This is a genomic window from Collinsella aerofaciens, from assembly GCF_964243765.1.
GTDB classification, from domain to species: Bacteria; Actinomycetota; Coriobacteriia; order Coriobacteriales; family Coriobacteriaceae; genus Collinsella; species Collinsella aerofaciens_BU.
This window is the reverse complement of sequence record NZ_CAXTGI010000005.1, coordinates 1-16720: the sequence shown is the minus strand read 5'-3', so window position 1 is coordinate 16720 and position 16720 is coordinate 1. Positions and strand designations below refer to the sequence as shown.

The following is a 16720-nucleotide window of genomic DNA, read 5'->3' as shown; positions in this document are numbered from 1 at the left end:
GCATCATCCCTATAGACAAAATGCCGCATAAAGTGGAACAGACATAAGCCCATCATTCATTCCAAAGGGCTTAGTCGATAGCCTGATAAGGCGTACGCCCGGATGGGTCTTTTTAAGTGAGGACAGGCTTCGAGATCTTGTGTTCTCTCCCGCCTTGACTTCAATCGCAGACAAGCATCCCTGCTTCTCTACTACAAAGTCGATTTCCGCACGATTATCTCGCGCCCAATAATGCAGCGGATAGCCCATGGCTGAAAGCTGTTGGGCGACGTAGTTTTCGGTAAGTGCACCCATGAATGTGCCGCCGATGCCGGCAAGAATATCGGCGCGTTGAGCACCGGCCTTGGAGACGAGCAGCCCTGTATCCGCCTGATAGATTTTGAAAGCAGAAGGGTTAACGAAGGCCTCTAAAGGGCTTTCGATCTGCCCGACTAGGCTGCAGCGCGCCACCGTACCCGACAATACAAGCCAGTCGAGAGCATCTCCAAAGAGAGACGCATTGCCCCCCGCTCGCACTACCTTGTATTGAAATTTGCGATTCTCTTTGGCAAGCTGCTGTGGAATGGAATCGAAGCACGCACGCGTCTTTGCGCTCAAGCGTTCATCAGCATATTTATTGGTGTCGGCGGAATATCCGTCGAGAATAATCCGATGCTTTTCGGCCACATCAATGATTGACTGATCATCGATATACGTTTGGACCGCCTCGGGCATTCCGCCAACAACAAGATACTGTCGATAGAGCCTAAGCGCCTTTTCATGAAGGCTTGGCGCAAGAGGACCCATTAACTCGAATGACGAGCGTATCTCATCGACCAGCTGATCGTGCCCCATTGCCCAGAGAAACTCCTCGAAATCGAGTGGAGTCATCTCGATCAAGTCGGTCTTTCCGACGGGGAACGAATACGACTGATGGTTAATGGCAACCCCAAGAAGCGACCCGGCAGCCGCAACGTAATACTCGGGAGCATCTTCGCAAAAGTATTTAAGGGAAGTGAGCGCTTCCTCGCATGCCTGGATCTCGTCAATGAACAGTAAGGTTTTGCCAGGCACGATACGCTGTCCCGTACGAGCCTCGATCGCGCGCACAATCGAATGAGGGTCAAGACCGCCCGAAAAATCCGCTCGCGCCGACCGGTCGTTCTCAAGATTAACGTAGACAACCGATTCGAAAAGATCCTGGGCGTACGTTCTGAGCAAATAGGTCTTGCCACACTGGCGCACGCCTTTGACCAGCAAAGGTTTTCTATCAGCTCTGTCTCGCCATTCCCTAAGTAGCTCGTCTGCCTTGCGACGCATACGCAACCTTCCCTCATTAACTTCTGTTTGACAATATTTTAACGCGGATTAATTTGTTTTCAGTTATTTTTCTGCGTTTAAAAATTGTTCTATACGGCGCTTGAGGGAATGCGCCCCTATCTCTCGGTAAGGACAGCAAGCATTTCCACCAACACCGATTGCCATGCGCTCTTCTTGCCCTTAGGCGAGCTTGCGAGCGAGCTCTCGCACCTCTTCCAGCTTGGGCGAGGAGGCCATGCTGTCGCGCTCGGTCATACCGCTGATGGTGACAATGCCCTGGTCCTCCCACTTGCAGTATGCGCACGTGGACTTGTACATGGCGATCGCCGCATCATAGACGCCCTCGCTGTGGCTATCGAGCAAAAGGGCCGTCTTGGTGAACGGGAAGCCCGTAGCACCGAAGGCGTACAGGCGGTCGATGACAGCCTTCTCCTGTGCGGTGATATCAAACCAGTAGATAGGCGAGGCAAAGACGACCATATCTGCGTCTTTCAGCGACTCGATCACGTTGACCATGTCATCCTTCTGCACGCAGACGCCCTCATGAGCGAAGCAGTACTGGCATCCCAAGCAGCCGGCGATCTTCTTGCTGGCAACGCGGACGACCTCGACCGTATTGCCGCCCTCACGCGCGGTCTCGGCAAACGCCTCGACCATGGTATCTGTATTGGCGCCCTTACGCGGGCTGCCGCTCAATACAACGATATTCACAAGAATCTCCCTTCTTCATGCCGCAGGCGCGCAGCATTTTTTCTTGTAACCAAAACAAATGGGGTTAATCAATCGCCAGCAGGCCATATCTCTTGCTCAAGTTCCCTAAAGAAGCTCAAGGCGATTGCGATTGCCTTATACAACATCGAAAACCAAAGAGGGGCCATAGCAACGTCGCCTGCCTGAAATGGCACGCTGTCAAGATCAACTACGGGGATCGTGGCGAGCCGATACCGCCCGCATGCCTCCTTCGGAATAGGCACTGAGCAGCTCCTGGGCGTGAGCGAACTCGGGTCCCCGCCTCCAACCAAGTAGGCGGTTGACCGCGAGATTTCCCTGGACGTTGTGGACGAAGAGCAGATAGGCGTCCTCGCGCGAAAGCCCAGTCTCCTCCATGATCGAGGGAACCATCTGCTCGGCGCCGCGCTCGACGACGCGCTGTGCCACCCGGGCGTACGCGTCGTCATCCGAGTAGAGCAGATAATAGTCATCGTTTGCCGGCGGACGCTGGCAGAGGGCACCCGCCTCCGTTCCCTCGAGCGGCGGCACCGCCGCCAAGGCCTCGTCGATAAGCGCGTCGAGCAGGGCGAACTTGTCCTCGTAGTGCAGATAGAACGTGCCACGGTTGATATCGGCGCGGCGGCAGATATCCGCTACCGTCATCTTCGCGAAGCCGACCTCGGCCAGCAGCGCGAAGAACGCCTCCCGTATGACCGAGAGCGTATAGCGCCGGCGACGGTCGATTTTCCCTGTATCCATGGCTCCTCCGTTCGATCTGCCCAACAATACCCAGCAGCTGCTCGTTTATCGACAGCATCTCGGAGCTGTTCATTGCTCTTGCGTAAATCGACATCGATACTGCTTATAGACACCTGTTCATTATAGCTGAAAGAGGGTATCGAATGACTCCGTACGAGCAGCTCGTCATCAATCTCACCAACCGATCGTTTTCCCATCAAGCAGCCTATCGAAACGGCGGCACGCCCTATGAGCTGAGTGACCGCGAGCCCGAGCCCTACGACCAGCAAATCGAGGACTTCGCCCGCATGATCGAGGAAGCCGATTGCGTGCTGGTGGGCGGGGCCTCTGGGCTCTCCGCGGCGGGCGGCGGCGACTTCTATTACGAGGACAACGCAACCTATCGCAGGCATTTCAGCAAATTCGCCGAGCGCTACGGTTTCAAGGGCGCTTTCGAGGGGTCGTTCTACCGCTGGCCCACCGCCGAGGCGCGCTGGGGATACCTCGCCACCTTCCTCGACACCACGCTCAACGCCTCGCTGCGCAAGCCCTACAGGGACCTCGACGCCATTCTCGCCGAGAAGGATTTCTTCGTGCTCACCACCAACCAGGACACGCAGTTTGTGAAGCTCTATCCCTGGGAGAAAGTGGCAGAGATCCAAGGCGACCACCGCTTCTTTCAGTGCTCCCGCTGTTGCACCGACGCGGTGTGGGATACGGTCGAGCCGGTCTCCAACATGGTAGAGGCCATGGGAGACGGCCTTGAGGTTCCGACAGAGCTCGTGCCGCGCTGCCCGCACTGCGGGGCAGAGGCGTTCCCCTGGGTTCGCGGCTACGGCAACTTCCTGCAGGGCGAACTCTACGAGGAGCAGTACCGCAAGGTGTCCGAATGGCTCGACGCGCACGCACGGCAGAGGATCCTCTTCCTCGAGCTGGGTGTGGGCCGCATGACGCCCGCGTTTATCCAGGAGCCGTTCTGGGCCCTCACGGCGCAGTTACCGCAGGCCAGCTACATCGCCGTAAACAACAAGACGCAGTTTCTCCCCCGCGCGATCGAGGATCGGGGGCTCGCCGTTCGCGCCGACATCGCCGACGTGCTCGCCGACGTGCGCAAGACGCTGGGGAGGTAGCGCATGGAGACGGCGAAAGCAGTTCGCATAGGCAGGGCGCTAGCCGAAGCGGATCTTGTCATCATCGGCGCTAGCAACGGACTCGACATGGCGGAGGGGCTCAACCTTTTCTGCGCCGATGCTCATTTCCAAGAGGCGTACGGGGACCTCGCCCAGGCAGACGGCATCGGCTGCATGCTGCAGGGGCTCGCTTCCCCGGATGCCAGCGTGCGACGCCGATGGGTCGAGCGGTTCCATCAAAAGGAGTATGTCGAGTATGAGCCCAGCCCGCTCATGAACGGGCTGCGGCGTCTTACGGAGCACGCCGACACCTTCGTGGTCACATGCAACATCGACGGGCACTTCGCGCGCGCCGGGTTCGACGACGTGCGCGTGCTCGAGACTGAGGGGAGCACGCGCACGTCGGTTGACGAGCGGCGCCTCGCCCATCCAGACGCCCTCGCCATGACCCAGCTCGACGAGCTCGCGCGTCTTGTGCAAGCCCATCGCAACGGCAGGGTCGCCATCCTCGAACTTGGCGTGGGACTGCACAACGGCGTCATAAAGCGCATGCTCGCCCAGATCGCGAACGCCTGCGAGCACGCCACCTACATCGTGTTCAACTACGGCCAGGCCATGGCGCCCGACGCTTCGTGCGAGACGATTCTCGTTGACGGCGATATGGCCCCGGCTTTCGAGGAGATTGCCCAATGCCGTCTCTAGAGAGGGAAGCGTATAGGCTTCGAAGCCTTATCGACGATGCCGACGCCATCATCGTCGGCATCGGCTCGGGCATGTCAAGCGCCGCCGGGTTCAACCATTACAACCGCGCAGGCATGGTGCGCGCCGGAATGACGGACTGGCAGCAAGCCTTTGGCTTCAAGAGTCTTTTTGACGGCTTCTACCACCTCTACCCCAGCCTCGAGCAGCAATGGGCCTACTACGCGCGATATATCGATTTCATGCTGCGCGAGCCGACCTCGCAGCCCTATCTCGACCTACGGTCCCTCATCGGCCATAAGGATTACTTCATCCTGAGCACCAATGTAGACACCCAAGTCGAGAAGACGTTTCCCACCGAGAGGATCTGCAACTATCAGGGAAGCTTCGCGCACCTTCAATGCAAGCAGCCATGCTGCGACGAGCTCTTCGATGCGAGCCCCTACGTCGAGCGCATGCTCGCGGGCATGGCGGGGTTCGAGGTCCTCAGCGAGGATATCCCCCGATGCCCGCATTGCGGCTGGCAGCTTGTGCCGTGGGTGCGCGACGACACGTTTCTGCAGGGTGCGGCCTGGCGCGAGAGCCTCGGACGATACGAGCGCTTCGTGCGCGAGCGCAGCGATCGCCGCGTGCTGTTGCTGGAGCTCGGCGTGGGCGAGATGACCCCCGGCATCATCACGCTCCCGTTCTGGAGCATGACCGCGAAGCTGCCGGATGCGCACCTGCTGAGCGTAAACATCTCGGGCGACTCGGCTCCGCTGCAGCTCGGAAGTAAGGCGGAGGCGATCCAGGCCGATTTGGACGCCCTGCTCTCGGTGGCGCGGGCAGGTGGCGAGTAACGCGGAGCGGTAGACGCGCAATGAGGTTTTAGCCGCAGCCTCCGAACGAGAGGGCTCGGAGGCTGGTATTCCTGAATCGCAGGTCACGATGGGTTATCGGAATCGCGAAGAGCGGATACCGCCAGTAAGCCCCCCTTCGGAATAGGCGTTGAGCAGCTCCTGGGCATGGGTGAACTCGGGGCCTCGTCTCCAGCCGAGCAGGCGGTTGACGGCCAGATTGCCCTGGACGTTGTGGACGAAGAGCAGGAAGGCGTCTTCGCGTGAAAGCCCTGTTTTCTCCATGACCCAGGGACCATCTGCTCCGCTCCGCGTTCTATGACGCGCTGGGCTACGCGAGCGTATGAGTCGCTGTCCGAATAAAGCAGGCGATAATCGTCGTCTGCCGGCGGACGCTGGCAAAGCGTTGCCGATTCAACCCCCTCAAGCGGGGGAGCCGCTGCCAATGCCTCGTCGATAAGCGCATCGAGCAGCGCGTACTTATCCTCGTAATGCAGATAGAACGTTCCCCGGTTGATCTCGGCGCGGCGGCAGATGTCCGCCACCGTCATCTTCGCGAAGCCGACCTCGGCCAGCAGCGCGAAGAACGCCTCCTGTATGACCGAGAGGGTGTAGCGCCGCCGGCGGTCGATCTTGGTTTCTCCCATCGCCTCTCCAATCTGAGTCGTTTGACAATGTCCAGTAGCTGTTCGTTTATCGACAGGTGCACGCGTTTGTTCATTGCCCCTGCGAAAATCAACAAGGATACTGTTTATAGACACCTGTTTTTTATAGCTGAAAGGGAGCACGGATGACCCTGTGCGAGAAGCTCGGCATCGGGCTTGTCAGCCGATCGTTTTCCCATCGGGCCGTCTATCGAAACGGCGGCACGTCATACGATTTGAGCGATTGCGAGCCTGCTGCTTGCAAGCAAGATATCGAGGCTTTTGCCCGCAAGGTGGGGAAGGCTGATTGCGTGTTTACGGGAGAGGCAGGTAGGCAGGCGTTATGAGCATCTGCATCAAAAATCAGATTCAGAATATGAATATCGTCATCGGCTGCACGGTGGGGTGTCCATATTGCTATGCCCGTAACAATGTGAAACGTTGGCATATGATTGACGACTTCGCTGATCCTGCGTTCTTCCCGAGCAAGCTCAAGATGATGGAAAAGAAACGCCCGCAGAACTTTCTCCTTACCGGCATGAGCGATCTCTCCGGGTGGAAGCTGGAATGGCGAGACGAGGTATTTGCAAAGATCCATGAGAATCCACAGCATCAGTTCCTGTTCCTGACCAAGAGACCCGATTTGCTGGATTTAGATACCGACCTGGAAAACGCATGGTTCGGCGTTACGGTGACGAGGAAAGCGGAGCTGTGGCGTATCGACGCCCTTCGGAAAAACGTCAAAGCAAATCACTTCTTCGTTACTTTTGAGCCGCTATTCGACGATCCCGGTACGGTCGACCTTTCCGGAATCAACTGGATCGTCGTCGGTACCATGACCGGGGCGCAGAGCAGGAAGGTTCATACGGAACCGGAGTGGGCATGGTCTTTGACGGACCAGGCGCACGCGCTTGGCATTCCAATGTTTATGAAGGAAGACCTCGTCTCTGTCATAGGGGACGAAAACATGATTCAGGAATTGCCGGAAGAATTCGAAAGAGTGCTGGAGGTGCAGAGAACATGGCGGAAGTGATCGATGGAATCCTCATCAATGAGGTGGAAGCAAAGAACATCATGACCAAGTCCAGCCTGCCGGTAGGCGGCTACTCGGTCAATCCCTATGTAGGCTGCACGCATGCCTGCAAGTATTGCTATGCCTCCTTTATGAAGCGCTTTACCGGACACAAGGAGGAATGGGGCACCTTTCTTGATGTGAAGCATTGGCCGGAAATCAAGAATCCGAAGAAATACGCTGGACAGCGGGTGGTTATCGGTTCTGTGACGGATGGCTACAATCCACAGGAGGAGCGATTCGGGAATACCAGGAAACTCCTGGAGCAGCTGATTGGCAGCGATGCAGATATTCTGATCTGCACAAAGTCCGATCTTGTGGTACGGGATATCGATCTGCTGAAGAGGCTTGGACGAGTGACCGTTTCATGGTCGATCAACACGCTGGATGAGAACTTCAAGAACGATATGGACTCCGCGTCGAGCATCGAGCGTCGTATCGCTGCTATGAAGCAGGTGTATGACGAAGGTATCCGTACGGTCTGCTTCGTGTCCCCGGTATTTCCCGGCATCACGGATTTTGAGATGATTTTTGAGCGAGTAAAGGATCGGTGCGATTTGTTTTGGCTCGAAAATCTCAATCTTCGGGGTGGTTTCAAAAAAACGATCCTGGATTATATCGCCGAGAAACATCCCAATCTCGTACCGCTTTACGATGAGATCTATAACAAGCGCAACCGTAGCTATTTTGAAGCGCTTGAAGTAAAAGCCGAGGAAATGGCCAAGAAGTACGATTGCCCCTTTGTGGACAACGAAATGCCTTATGGCAGAGTCCCCCAGGGGCATCCGGTGATCGTGGACTACTTCTATCACGAGGAAGTCCGAGGGTCAGATAATAGCGGAAAAAGAAATCGTTAAACGGAAACCGACGACGATTCGCTCGAGCGATTAGCGTCCACGCGTGGCTTCTGCCGATTGGCGCAACGGGCGACGGATTAAGGGATCGCTCGGGCGGATGATCCCGCTGCAGTACAGGCGGTCGCTCAATTTAGCGGCATGAGCGTTTTCGCACGGAAAACCAGTATCCCCTGTGCCGAGTTTAATCGTAGCGAATACAATGGGCACTGAGCATCAATCGAAAGTAGTCAAGAGCCTTTTCGACGGCTTCTACCACCTCTACCCCAGCCTCGAGCAGCAGTGGGCATACTATGCGCGATACATCGACTTCATGCTGCGCGAGCTGGCCTCGCAGCCCTATCTCGACCTACGGTCCCTCATCGGCCATAAGGACTACTTCATCCTGAGCACCAATGTGGACACCCAGGCCGAGAAGACGTTTCCCGACGAGAGAACCTGTAACTATCAGGGAAGCTTCGCGCACCTTCAGTGCAAGCAGCCATGCTGTGACGAGCTCTTCGACGCGAGCCCCTACGTCGAACGCATGCTCGCGGGCATGGCGGGGTTCGAGGTCCTCAGCGAGGATATCCCCCGATGCCCGCATTGCGGCTGGCAGCTTGTGCCGTGGGTGCGCGACGACACGTTTCTGCAAGGCGGAGCATGGCGCGAGAGCCTCGAACGATACGAACGCTTTGTGCGCGAGCGCAGCAGTGGCCGCGTGCTGTTGCTGGAGCTCGGCGTGGGCGAAATGACTCCTGGTATCATCACACTCCCGTTCTGGAGCATGACCGCAAAGCTGCCGGATGCGCACCTTTTGAGCGTAAACATCTCGGGCGACTCGGCTCCGTTGCAGCTTGGAAGCAAGGCAGAGGCGATCCAGGCCGATTTGGGCGCCCTGCTCTCGGCGGCGCGGACGGGCGACGAGCAGCGCAGTTCATCGCGCCGTGTTTCATGCGTGGACGCTTAAATCAAAACCACCCCTAGAAGGGGTGGTTTGCTCTTAGGGTGTAACCCTTGGATTTCCGGCACGCGTCTAAAGGCGCCGGCCCTCACGGGGTTCGGGCCGCACTGCAGATTGACCCGTGACGGGCCGGTCAAACCGGCGCTATTTACGCCCCGGCCCCCTATCGAAGGGGTCCTCGTACTCCTTGGCGCTCAGCCGGTCGAGCGCGATGTCGGCCTTCTCCTGCTCCCGGATGTACTTCGCGATCGTGGCCTCGTTCAGGCCGACGGTGGACACGCAGTGGCCCTCGGCCCAGAACTTCCTGTTGCCGAACTTGTACTTCATGTTCGCGTGCCTGTCGAATACCATCAGCGAGCTCTTCCCCTTCAGGTAGCCCATCACGCTGGACACGCTGTACTTCGGCGGTATCGCCAGCAGCATGTGGACGTGGTCGGGCATCAGGTGCCCCTCGATGACCTCTATCCCCTTGTACTGGCAGAGCTTCCTGAAGATCTCCCCAAGGTCGGACCTTATTTGGTTGTAGATGACTTTGCGCCTATACTTCGGCGTGAACACGACATGGTACTTGCACGTCCACTTCGTGTGCGACAGGCCGTAGGCCTTCTGGGCCATACGCCACCACCGCCCTCTCGACTCGGATTCCTTGCGGCCTGAACAATCGCAAGTGTCCGGCGAGGGGGCGGCTTTGTAAAGCCGTTTGGCCCCACCCGCATAGCGGGTGGTTTCTGATGCGGCGCGCTGCGCGCCCCGCACAGGCTAAAGCCTGTAAATAAAAATACCCCCGATTCCAAGTGGAAATCGGGGGTATCTCATCGGGTGGCTTTCAAGCAGTTTGCAAAACTGCAGGTCGCAGACCTTCATTGCTAGTAGGAGAAATGAGTAGTCTCGGGTGGCTTGCCCATGAGTTGACGAATAAGTTGGAGCTTCGCCATTGGCTCAATCGCTTCGCGCGCTCGATAAACTTGTTTAGTAAAAGGCGGATCGGTCACCGATGGACGCACGACGAGAAACACGTACCTCCAGTGGTTCAAGCACGGCGCGCGTGAGGATCTCTGCAAGCAACCGCCTGGTACGCTACTGTTGCCAGCGTGGCTTAGCGGACTGGCGAATCCCGCCCCGTGCGCGTCATCATCCAATCAAATGCCCTGGCAAGCAGCAGCACCGCCAATCACACTACGTTCTTACGGCGCCCTCTGCGATAAAATTAGCGAATTGTGTTTTCACCTCGCAGCTACGGAGACATTAGATGATTACTCTGGACAATCTTCGCGACGCACTTAGGGCTCTGTGCTACGAGCCCTCGGGCGACGGCACCGTTTATCAGAAATCCTGGGAAGAGACCAGCGCGCAAATCACGGTCGATTTTTCCAAGAAACGCATCGGCTACCCGAAAGACCTGGGGTTCAAAGTCAACAAAGACACAACTTGTAACTTTTCCGATAACGAGAACTTCGTCGTACTCGCCTGCGTAACCATGCTCCTCGACAAAGGATATCGCCCCGAATCACTTGAGCTGGAGCGCGAATGGGCCCTTGGGCACGAACAAAAGAGCGGCCGCGCTGATATCTGCATTAATGACGAGAGGGGCGACACACTCGCAATCGTCGAATGCAAGACCCCTGGAACCGAGTTCAAAAACGAATTCAAGAACATGCAGTCAGACGGAGGGCAACTCCTCTCCTATTGGCAACAAGAGCGCGCGACTCGCTGGTTGGTACTCTTTGCATGCGATTTCATCAACAACGAAATCGTGCCAGACCAGGTTTCAATTAACTGCAGCGATGACGAGAACTTCATCGCGCTCGCCAAACGCGATGACACCATTGCGCTCTACCGCGACGCCCATACAGTGGAACAGCTCCATCAAGTTTGGACGGAAACGTACAACCAACAAGTCGAGGGAAACATCCTCTTTGGCGATAGGTCGACGGCATACCACCCGATGGTTCCTCCCCTTCTCAAGAAGGACCTTGTCGACTTCAGGGCCGAAGACAGCATCGTCAACCGCTTCGAGGAAATCCTCCGCCACAACAACGTCTCCGATAAAGAGAACGCCTTCAATCGCCTTATCGCGCTCTTTATCGCGAAGCTCCAAGACGAGCTCTCGAAAATGCCAACCCAGGAGATTGAGTTCCAATACCGCCAAGGACGCGACACCTACGAAACGCTCCAGGACAGGCTCCAGAGACTCCACTCAGACGGCATGAGAAAGCTCATGCGGGAAGAGGTCCTGTACGTTCCCAACGACTACGCCGAAAACCTCATAAGCAACTATACGGGCCAGCACCGCAAGAAGCTCATCGAGGAGCTGAACGGCACGCTGCGCAAGCTCAAGTTCTATACCAACAATGACTTTGCGTTCAAAGACGTCCACAACGAGGAACTCTTTCTTCAGAACGGCAAGGTACTCGTAGAGACGGTGCAACTTCTACAGCCGTATCGCATCGTAGGAACTCAAGACATTCAATTCTTGGGCGACCTCTTCGAACAGCTCCTTAATCAGGGCTTTAAGCAAAACGAGGGCCAATTCTTCACACCTGTGCCCATCACCCGTTTTATTTGGAAGTCACTCCCACTCGACAGCATCGTGCAGGACGAGGCTGGTGCCGTGCACTATCCACGCGTTATCGATTACGCCTGTGGCGCGGGGCACTTTCTCACAGAAGGATTCGAAGAAATCTCCGACGCCGCATGCCAATATGATCCGACCATAGAGGATGACCTCGGAGACGCCGACTGGGTCAGAGACAATCTCGTCGGCATCGAGAAGGACTATCGACTCGCTCGCGTTTCCAAGGTCTCGTTCTACATGCATGGCGCAGGGCAGAGCAACGTGGTCTTCGGCGACGGACTTGAAAATTATCCCGACAAGGGAATCGACAGCCGAACCGACAGGGGACGCTTCGACATTCTTGTCGCCAATCCCCCGTACTCTGTCGCGGCCTTCAAACCGCATCTCAAGCTTCACAACAACGAACTCAAAGTGCTGGAAACCATCAGCGATAGCGGCTCGGAAATCGAGACCCTCTTTGTCGAGCGTGCGGCACAGCTTGTTCGGCCCGGAGGCTACGCCGCCATTGTCCTCCCCACCTCGATCCTCGACAAGAGCACGAGCTCGAGTTTCATGGCCGCACGCGATGTGCTTTTGAGCTCCTTCGAGATCGTCTCCATCGCCAGGTTTGGATCAGGCACATTCGCGGCCACAGGAACAAACGTCGCAATTATGTTCCTACGTCGCTTTGACGAGATCCCGCCCCGCAATGCGAACGCACTTGATTTCGTTGACGCTGTTTTTGAGCGCAGGAAGCTCACTGGTTGGAAAGACGAAAGCGCTTTCAACGCTTATCTCGACACAATTAATGTAGACGGAGATACTTACCGGGCTTTTCTCGCAGGAGAGGCTGGCTGGAACGAATGGGCAAACACTCGCCACTTCAACGTTTATTGCCATCTTTTCGAATCATCGAAGGAGCTCAAGACCCTTCGAAAGAGCAAGACTTGGAAGGCGGCCGACAAGAACTCACAGCTCAAAGCAGAGAACGAGCTGTTCTATCGCTATGCGCACAAGGAAGAGCGCAAACGCCTGCGCGTTTGGGGTCTCGTCTGCGGCGAACAGACGCTCATCATCAACTCACCTAACACGACCAAGGAAATCGCCTCTTTCCTTGGCTACAAATGGAGCAATCGCAAAGGCAACGAGGGGATACAGCCCATCGATGGTGAGGGCGTGCTCTATTCGGACGACGAATCGGACGACACGAACTCGCTAAGCGGCATCATCAGAGCATGGTTCTCCGGCGAGCAGGTTGAGCCCGGCGACCTTGCCCAGTACTACTACTATGCCAAGACCACCGATTTCATCGACTTTGATGCCGAGAAGTTCGACGAGACTCTTACGATTCCCCGCTCTTTCTACAAGCCCCGCTCGTTCGCCCAGGGCACCGTAGTCAAGACGCTTAGAGACATCACATCCTACGTTACCAACAGCGTGGCCCAGAGTTCCATCACCACCGACACTTACGTAACAACGGAGAACATGGTCAAGGATCGTGGCGGCATAACCGCCTATAGTGGAGAGCTTCCGGCAAGTGCTGGCACCGCATACAAGAAGGGAGACACGCTCGTCTCCAATATTCGCCCCTATCTGCAGAAGATTTGGCTCGCAGACCGCGATGGGGCGTGCTCCAAGGACGTTTTGGTATTCCGAAGCATAAATACCGACAGCCTATTGCCCGAGTTCCTCCATCTGCTCCTGTGGCAGAAGGACTTCTTCGACTACGATATGTCCACCTTCACGGGAACCGGCAGGCCTCGCGGAGACAAGAATGAGCTGCTCAAATACCCCATCCCAGTCCCGACGCTCTCCGAGCAGAGAGCCCTCATCGACGGTTTCAATCGCTTAACAGATGAAATCAATAGCAAAAGACAGCAAATCGCCGCTCTCAAGGAAAGCGTCAAATCACGGTTTGTCGAGATGTTTAGAACCAAGACGCACGCATCATGGCCAATCGAAACAATTGGCAACTACAGCATAGAAATGCACTACGGCACTTCAGTAAAAGCCGGCGCCGATGGCGATTATGTCTACATCCGAATGAACAATATCACCGACGACGGCATCCTTGACCTAACCGATACAAAGCGAATCACCCTAAAGGGCCAAGCTCTCGAAAATGCTACCGTCCGCTATGGCGATATGCTTTTTAATCGAACCAACAGCATTGACAAGGTTGGGAAAACTTGCGTTTTTCATCAGTCAGAGACCATGGTTATTGCTGGGTACATCGTGTGCGTAAGGTTCGCTGACCACAGCTCTGCCGAATATGTATCTGGTTACCTGAATTCAAAGGAAGGAAAGCGAGTCCTTCGTAATATAGCGAAGGGAAGTGTCCATCAGGCAAATATCAGCGCAGCAGACTTGGCCGCTATTCCCATTGCAATTCCCCCGTTGTCCCTCCAACAGGAGTTCGCCGACTTCGCTGCCGAGGCGGACAAATCGCAATTTGCACTTGAGCAAGAGGTCGACGCCCTTTCCGCAGAGCGCGACGCCCTTCTAAACCGATTCCTCGCGTGATACGTTCCTCCCATCCATATCGGGATGGGAGGAACTGATGCACACGACGGTCGAAATAGCAAACGCGGTTCTCACAAAAATGCAGGCACTCGTTAGCGGCGAAGTGCTTTCGTATCTCGAGAGCGTCCTTATGAGCGAACTCAGGGGCATCGAACTTGAAGTGAACGCGCTCAGCAATGTCGAAGACGAGGCCTCAAAGTACATGGAGCGATTCCTCGCAGCCAAAACCATCGAGGGATGCTCGCCTAAGACCATCAGGTACTACAAGGCCACACTTACAAGGGCGCTCGAAGCAATCAAAAAACCAATTATCCGGATTAGTTCAGATGACTTACGAACATACCTGAGCGAATATCCCATAGGTAATAACGCGGGGAGCATCACCGTCGACAACGTCAGGCGCATCCTGTCGTCATTCTTCTCTTGGCTTGAAGACGAGAACCATATACTCAAAAGCCCTGCACGACGCATTAAAAAGATTCGCTCAAAGAGAACGGTCAAGTCCGTATATTCTGATGAAGAACTTATAGCCCTCACAGACGCCTGTTCTTGCAAGAGGGATCTGGCAATCATCAACCTTCTTAGTTCAACAGGGATGAGAATAGGCGAACTCGTCTCGCTCAATCGAGAAGACGTTGATCTAAATCGGCGAGAGTGCATTGTACTCGGAAAGGGCAACAAAGAGAGAGTCGTCTATTTTGATGCAACTACAAAGCTGCACCTAAACAACTACCTGCAAGAACGCAGCGATAACGTCGCCGCGCTATTCTGTAGTCTCACAAAGCCGAGTTCCAGGCTGCAAGTAAGCGGAGTCGAGCTCCGCCTTCGCTCCTTGGGAACAAAAGCAGGCGTCAAACACGTCCACCCACATAAGTTCAGGAGAACGCTGGCCACCAAAGCAATTGGAAAAGGAATGCCCATCGAGCAGGTGCAGAAGCTGCTTGGCCATCAAAAGATTGACACAACGTTGATGTACGCAATGGTCGATCAGGACAACGTAAGGGACTCTCATAGAAGGTATATCTGTTAAGTCAAATCACGGTTTGTAGAGGTATTTGGCGATCCGGTCGATGGTAAAAAATGGCCTTTCGTTAGGCTTGAAGACCTCTGTACCAAGTTGGGTTCCGGAGCAACACCACGAGGCGGCAAAACGGCATACAAGGCCGAAGGTGTTCCGCTGGTCAGAAGTATGAATGTTCACAACGGTCGTTTCGTGTGGAAGGACCTTGCTTGTATTGATGATGAACAAGCCGCAAAACTAGAAGGCGTCACGCTGATGAAGGGTGACGTGCTTCTGAATATTACTGGCGCTTCGGTTGCTCGTTCATGTCTTTTGCCGGATGAATTGGCTGGTGGACGTGTTAATCAGCATGTCTCAATTGTCAGAGTCGACCAAAAACGGATGCTACCGGTGCTATTGAACACGGTGCTGATCAGTGATTCGTATCAGAGACTCCTGCTAAACGGCTCAAGAGCGGCTGGAGCAACAAGGGAGGCAATTACCAAAGAAGATCTAAAGAGAATGACGGTTCCCTTGCCTCCCCTTGAGCTTCAGCAAGAGTTCGCCGACTTCGTCGCCCAGGTCGACAAATCGCAATTTATCATCCACCAAGATCTTCACGGCTTTTGAAAAGACAGATAGTTACATGTCCAACGCTACAGAAGCCCGAGGACCGTCGCCTTTGATAGCATCTCGTAGGCTCGCGGATATGTCTCTTTGTCGCGCTCGGCCATAAATGCCCAGTTCGCCGTCACGTCAGCCGCTCTCACCATAGCCACCTTGGAGGAGTCGACATAGGAGACTGGAATCTTGGGCAGCCAGTCGCTAAATACAGGAGGGTAGGAGGTCTGCCACGTTGGATTGAACATGCCGCAGCTCAGCTCCTCATCAATCGATTCTGCCAGGTTGTACTTTCCGTCGATCGAAGTCGAATGCTCGTCAACCACAACAGAAACCGCGTCAACCTCACTCGCGGCAATTCCCTGAAGCCTCAGCGCGTCAACGATGCCGGACTTCACGCCACGCTTTAGAGCGTAGTCAAGATACCTTTGCTTGCGCCTTTTCGAGCTTGAATTCTCAGAGCAAGTGCAACACCTCTGAGTAGTGGACCTCGTAGGGCGTCCTGAACCCCAGGCGTTTGTGGGGCCTGCGGTTGATGGCATCGTACACCCGCTCGACCTCCTCGTCCGAGACCGCAGAGAAGCCGGTCCCCTTCGGGAAGTGCTCGCGCAACAGACCGTCTGTGTTTAGTCAAGCCTGATTTTCGGTTTGGGGCTGCGGTGGAAATCCTGGTCCTCTTTTGATCCAGGATTTCCACCGCAGCCCCAACCCGTAAATTGAACGCTATCAAACACAGATGCCGTCGCGAAGTCGATGTCGCGCGTGACGCGGCCGTCGGGGATGCGCGCGAGCAGCCCGCTTCCGCCCTTGAGGATGAACCGGCCGTCGGGGTTGCTGAACACCCTGCACAGGAACCGGTCGCGCAAAGCCCGACGACAGCCGTCCCCAGGGTCACCGCCCCTGTCGCGAACGACCCTCTTCAGGGCCCTGTCGAGCTGACCGCCGTTCTCGTACGTCATTCTTCCCGCCTCCTAGCTAACGAATCGTACAGGCTGGCCCCCGCCGGCATCCCGGCTTTTGCCCATTACAGTCTGAAGTGGGCCACCGATAAATTTCGATGGCGAGCATTCGGCGCATTGCCTACGATACGGGCAAG

16 protein-coding genes and 2 pseudogenes are annotated in these 16720 nt (G+C 55.8%); 10 read left to right on the top strand and 8 right to left on the bottom strand.

Translation table 11 applies throughout. The features are described from left to right. Positions 1-9: 9 nt before the first annotated feature. The 3 genes from ACESSC_RS04755 to ACESSC_RS04745 form a co-directional block, all read right to left on the bottom strand. Positions 10-1299, bottom strand: a complete 1290-nt coding sequence (locus ACESSC_RS04755; RefSeq protein ID WP_117583295.1) for an ATP-binding protein — start codon at positions 1297-1299, stop codon at positions 10-12. A gap of 180 nt (positions 1300-1479) precedes the next feature. Next, positions 1480-2010: a flavodoxin family protein gene (locus ACESSC_RS04750; RefSeq protein WP_117583296.1), complete on the bottom strand. Its 531-nt coding sequence runs from the start codon at positions 2008-2010 to the stop codon at positions 1480-1482. Positions 2011-2214: 204 nt separating this feature from the next. Next, entirely contained in the window at positions 2215-2769 is a 555-nt protein-coding gene (locus tag ACESSC_RS04745; protein ID WP_373161516.1) for a TetR/AcrR family transcriptional regulator, read from the bottom strand. A 143-nt stretch (positions 2770-2912) separates the two neighbouring features. On the opposite strand from ACESSC_RS04745, the gene ACESSC_RS04740 reads away from it, so the two are divergent. Genes ACESSC_RS04740 through ACESSC_RS04730 form a run of 3 tightly spaced genes read left to right on the top strand, consistent with a single transcriptional unit; the run spans position 2913 to position 5416 of the window. Continuing rightward, positions 2913-3878, top strand: coding sequence for an SIR2 family NAD-dependent protein deacylase (locus ACESSC_RS04740; protein ID WP_373161515.1), 966 nt, complete (start codon positions 2913-2915; stop codon positions 3876-3878). Between the two features lie 3 nt (positions 3879-3881). Then, a complete protein-coding gene (locus ACESSC_RS04735) occupies positions 3882-4580 on the top strand; it encodes an SIR2 family protein (RefSeq protein WP_373161513.1) in 699 nt (232 codons plus the stop codon). Beyond that, entirely contained in the window at positions 4568-5416 is an 849-nt protein-coding gene (locus ACESSC_RS04730) for an SIR2 family NAD-dependent protein deacylase (RefSeq protein WP_373161511.1), read from the top strand. Before ACESSC_RS04735 ends, ACESSC_RS04730 begins: the two co-directional genes overlap by 13 nt. Positions 5417-5499: 83 nt before the next feature. Here the strand turns inward: ACESSC_RS04730 and ACESSC_RS04725 are convergent, their stop codons facing one another. Beyond that, positions 5500-6060, bottom strand: a complete 561-nt coding sequence (locus ACESSC_RS04725; protein WP_373161508.1) for a TetR/AcrR family transcriptional regulator — start codon at positions 6058-6060, stop codon at positions 5500-5502. A 143-nt stretch (positions 6061-6203) separates the two neighbouring features. Here ACESSC_RS04725 and ACESSC_RS04720 point away from each other — a divergent pair, with 143 nt between their 5' ends. The 4 genes from ACESSC_RS04720 to ACESSC_RS04705 all read left to right on the top strand — a co-directional run bounded on the left by ACESSC_RS04720 (position 6204) and on the right by ACESSC_RS04705 (position 8932). Beyond that, positions 6204-6404 carry a hypothetical protein gene (locus ACESSC_RS04720; RefSeq protein WP_055252679.1) on the top strand — a complete coding sequence of 67 codons (201 nt, stop codon included), beginning with the start codon at positions 6204-6206 and terminating at the stop codon, positions 6402-6404. Further along, a complete protein-coding gene (locus ACESSC_RS04715) occupies positions 6401-7090 on the top strand; it encodes a radical SAM mobile pair protein A (protein ID WP_055252677.1) in 690 nt (229 codons plus the stop codon). Before ACESSC_RS04720 ends, ACESSC_RS04715 begins: the two co-directional genes overlap by 4 nt. Next, positions 7078-7986 (top strand): radical SAM mobile pair protein B, encoded by a 909-nt coding sequence (locus ACESSC_RS04710; RefSeq protein ID WP_118289347.1) that lies wholly within the window; start codon positions 7078-7080, stop codon positions 7984-7986. The genes ACESSC_RS04715 and ACESSC_RS04710 overlap by 13 nt, the downstream gene beginning before the upstream one ends. Before the next feature lie 199 nt (positions 7987-8185). Then, entirely contained in the window at positions 8186-8932 is a 747-nt protein-coding gene (locus ACESSC_RS04705) for an SIR2 family NAD-dependent protein deacylase (RefSeq protein WP_117583302.1), read from the top strand. Positions 8933-9070: 138 nt separating this feature from the next. On the opposite strand, the gene tnpA is transcribed toward ACESSC_RS04705, so the two are convergent. Next, positions 9071-9541: an IS200/IS605 family transposase gene (gene tnpA, locus ACESSC_RS04700; RefSeq protein WP_117583303.1), complete on the bottom strand. Its 471-nt coding sequence runs from the start codon at positions 9539-9541 to the stop codon at positions 9071-9073. Positions 9542-10175: 634 nt separating this feature from the next. On the opposite strand from tnpA, the gene ACESSC_RS04695 reads away from it, so the two are divergent. The 3 genes and pseudogenes from ACESSC_RS04695 to ACESSC_RS04685 all read left to right on the top strand — a co-directional run. After that, on the top strand, positions 10176-14003 hold the full coding sequence (locus ACESSC_RS04695) for an N-6 DNA methylase (protein ID WP_373161505.1): 3828 nt from the start codon (positions 10176-10178) through the stop codon (positions 14001-14003). Positions 14004-14040: 37 nt separating this feature from the next. Continuing rightward, on the top strand, positions 14041-15033 hold the full coding sequence (gene xerA, locus ACESSC_RS04690; protein WP_117818001.1) for a site-specific tyrosine recombinase/integron integrase: 993 nt from the start codon (positions 14041-14043) through the stop codon (positions 15031-15033). Between the two features lie 57 nt (positions 15034-15090). Further along, positions 15091-15633: pseudogene (locus ACESSC_RS04685) on the top strand (restriction endonuclease subunit S); the annotation flags it as partial. A 26-nt stretch (positions 15634-15659) separates the two neighbouring features. On the opposite strand, the gene ACESSC_RS04680 reads toward ACESSC_RS04685, so the two are convergent. The 3 genes and pseudogenes from ACESSC_RS04680 to ACESSC_RS04670 form a co-directional block, all read right to left on the bottom strand. Next, entirely contained in the window at positions 15660-16022 is a 363-nt protein-coding gene (locus ACESSC_RS04680; protein ID WP_373161501.1) for a hypothetical protein, read from the bottom strand. A 58-nt stretch (positions 16023-16080) separates the two neighbouring features. After that, a pseudogene (locus ACESSC_RS04675) lies at positions 16081-16251 on the bottom strand (IS30 family transposase); the annotation flags it as partial. Next, positions 16251-16583, bottom strand: coding sequence for a nucleotidyl transferase AbiEii/AbiGii toxin family protein (locus tag ACESSC_RS04670; protein ID WP_118095097.1), 333 nt, complete (start codon positions 16581-16583; stop codon positions 16251-16253). The pseudogene ACESSC_RS04675 and the gene ACESSC_RS04670, both read right to left, overlap by 1 nt. Positions 16584-16720 lie beyond the last annotated feature (137 nt).

Bases quoted from the DNA above. Each gene is read 5' to 3' on its own strand.
- ACESSC_RS04755 (WP_117583295.1), bottom strand. From the start codon at position 1,299: ATGCGTCGCAAGGCAGACGAGCTACTTAGGGAATGGCGAGACAGAGCT.
- ACESSC_RS04745 (WP_373161516.1), bottom strand. From the start codon at position 2,769: ATGGATACAGGGAAAATCGACCGTCGCCGGCGCTATACGCTCTCGGTC.
- ACESSC_RS04740 (WP_373161515.1), top strand. From the start codon at position 2,913: ATGACTCCGTACGAGCAGCTCGTCATCAATCTCACCAACCGATCGTTT.
- ACESSC_RS04735 (WP_373161513.1), top strand. From the start codon at position 3,882: ATGGAGACGGCGAAAGCAGTTCGCATAGGCAGGGCGCTAGCCGAAGCG.
- ACESSC_RS04730 (WP_373161511.1), top strand. From the start codon at position 4,568: ATGCCGTCTCTAGAGAGGGAAGCGTATAGGCTTCGAAGCCTTATCGAC.
- ACESSC_RS04725 (WP_373161508.1), bottom strand. From the start codon at position 6,060: ATGGGAGAAACCAAGATCGACCGCCGGCGGCGCTACACCCTCTCGGTC.
- ACESSC_RS04720 (WP_055252679.1), top strand. From the start codon at position 6,204: ATGACCCTGTGCGAGAAGCTCGGCATCGGGCTTGTCAGCCGATCGTTT.
- ACESSC_RS04715 (WP_055252677.1), top strand. From the start codon at position 6,401: ATGAGCATCTGCATCAAAAATCAGATTCAGAATATGAATATCGTCATC.
- ACESSC_RS04710 (WP_118289347.1), top strand. From the start codon at position 7,078: ATGGCGGAAGTGATCGATGGAATCCTCATCAATGAGGTGGAAGCAAAG.
- ACESSC_RS04705 (WP_117583302.1), top strand. From the start codon at position 8,186: ATGGGCACTGAGCATCAATCGAAAGTAGTCAAGAGCCTTTTCGACGGC.
- tnpA (WP_117583303.1), bottom strand. From the start codon at position 9,541: ATGGCCCAGAAGGCCTACGGCCTGTCGCACACGAAGTGGACGTGCAAG.
- ACESSC_RS04695 (WP_373161505.1), top strand. From the start codon at position 10,176: ATGATTACTCTGGACAATCTTCGCGACGCACTTAGGGCTCTGTGCTAC.
- xerA (WP_117818001.1), top strand. From the start codon at position 14,041: ATGCACACGACGGTCGAAATAGCAAACGCGGTTCTCACAAAAATGCAG.
- ACESSC_RS04670 (WP_118095097.1), bottom strand. From the start codon at position 16,583: ATGACGTACGAGAACGGCGGTCAGCTCGACAGGGCCCTGAAGAGGGTC.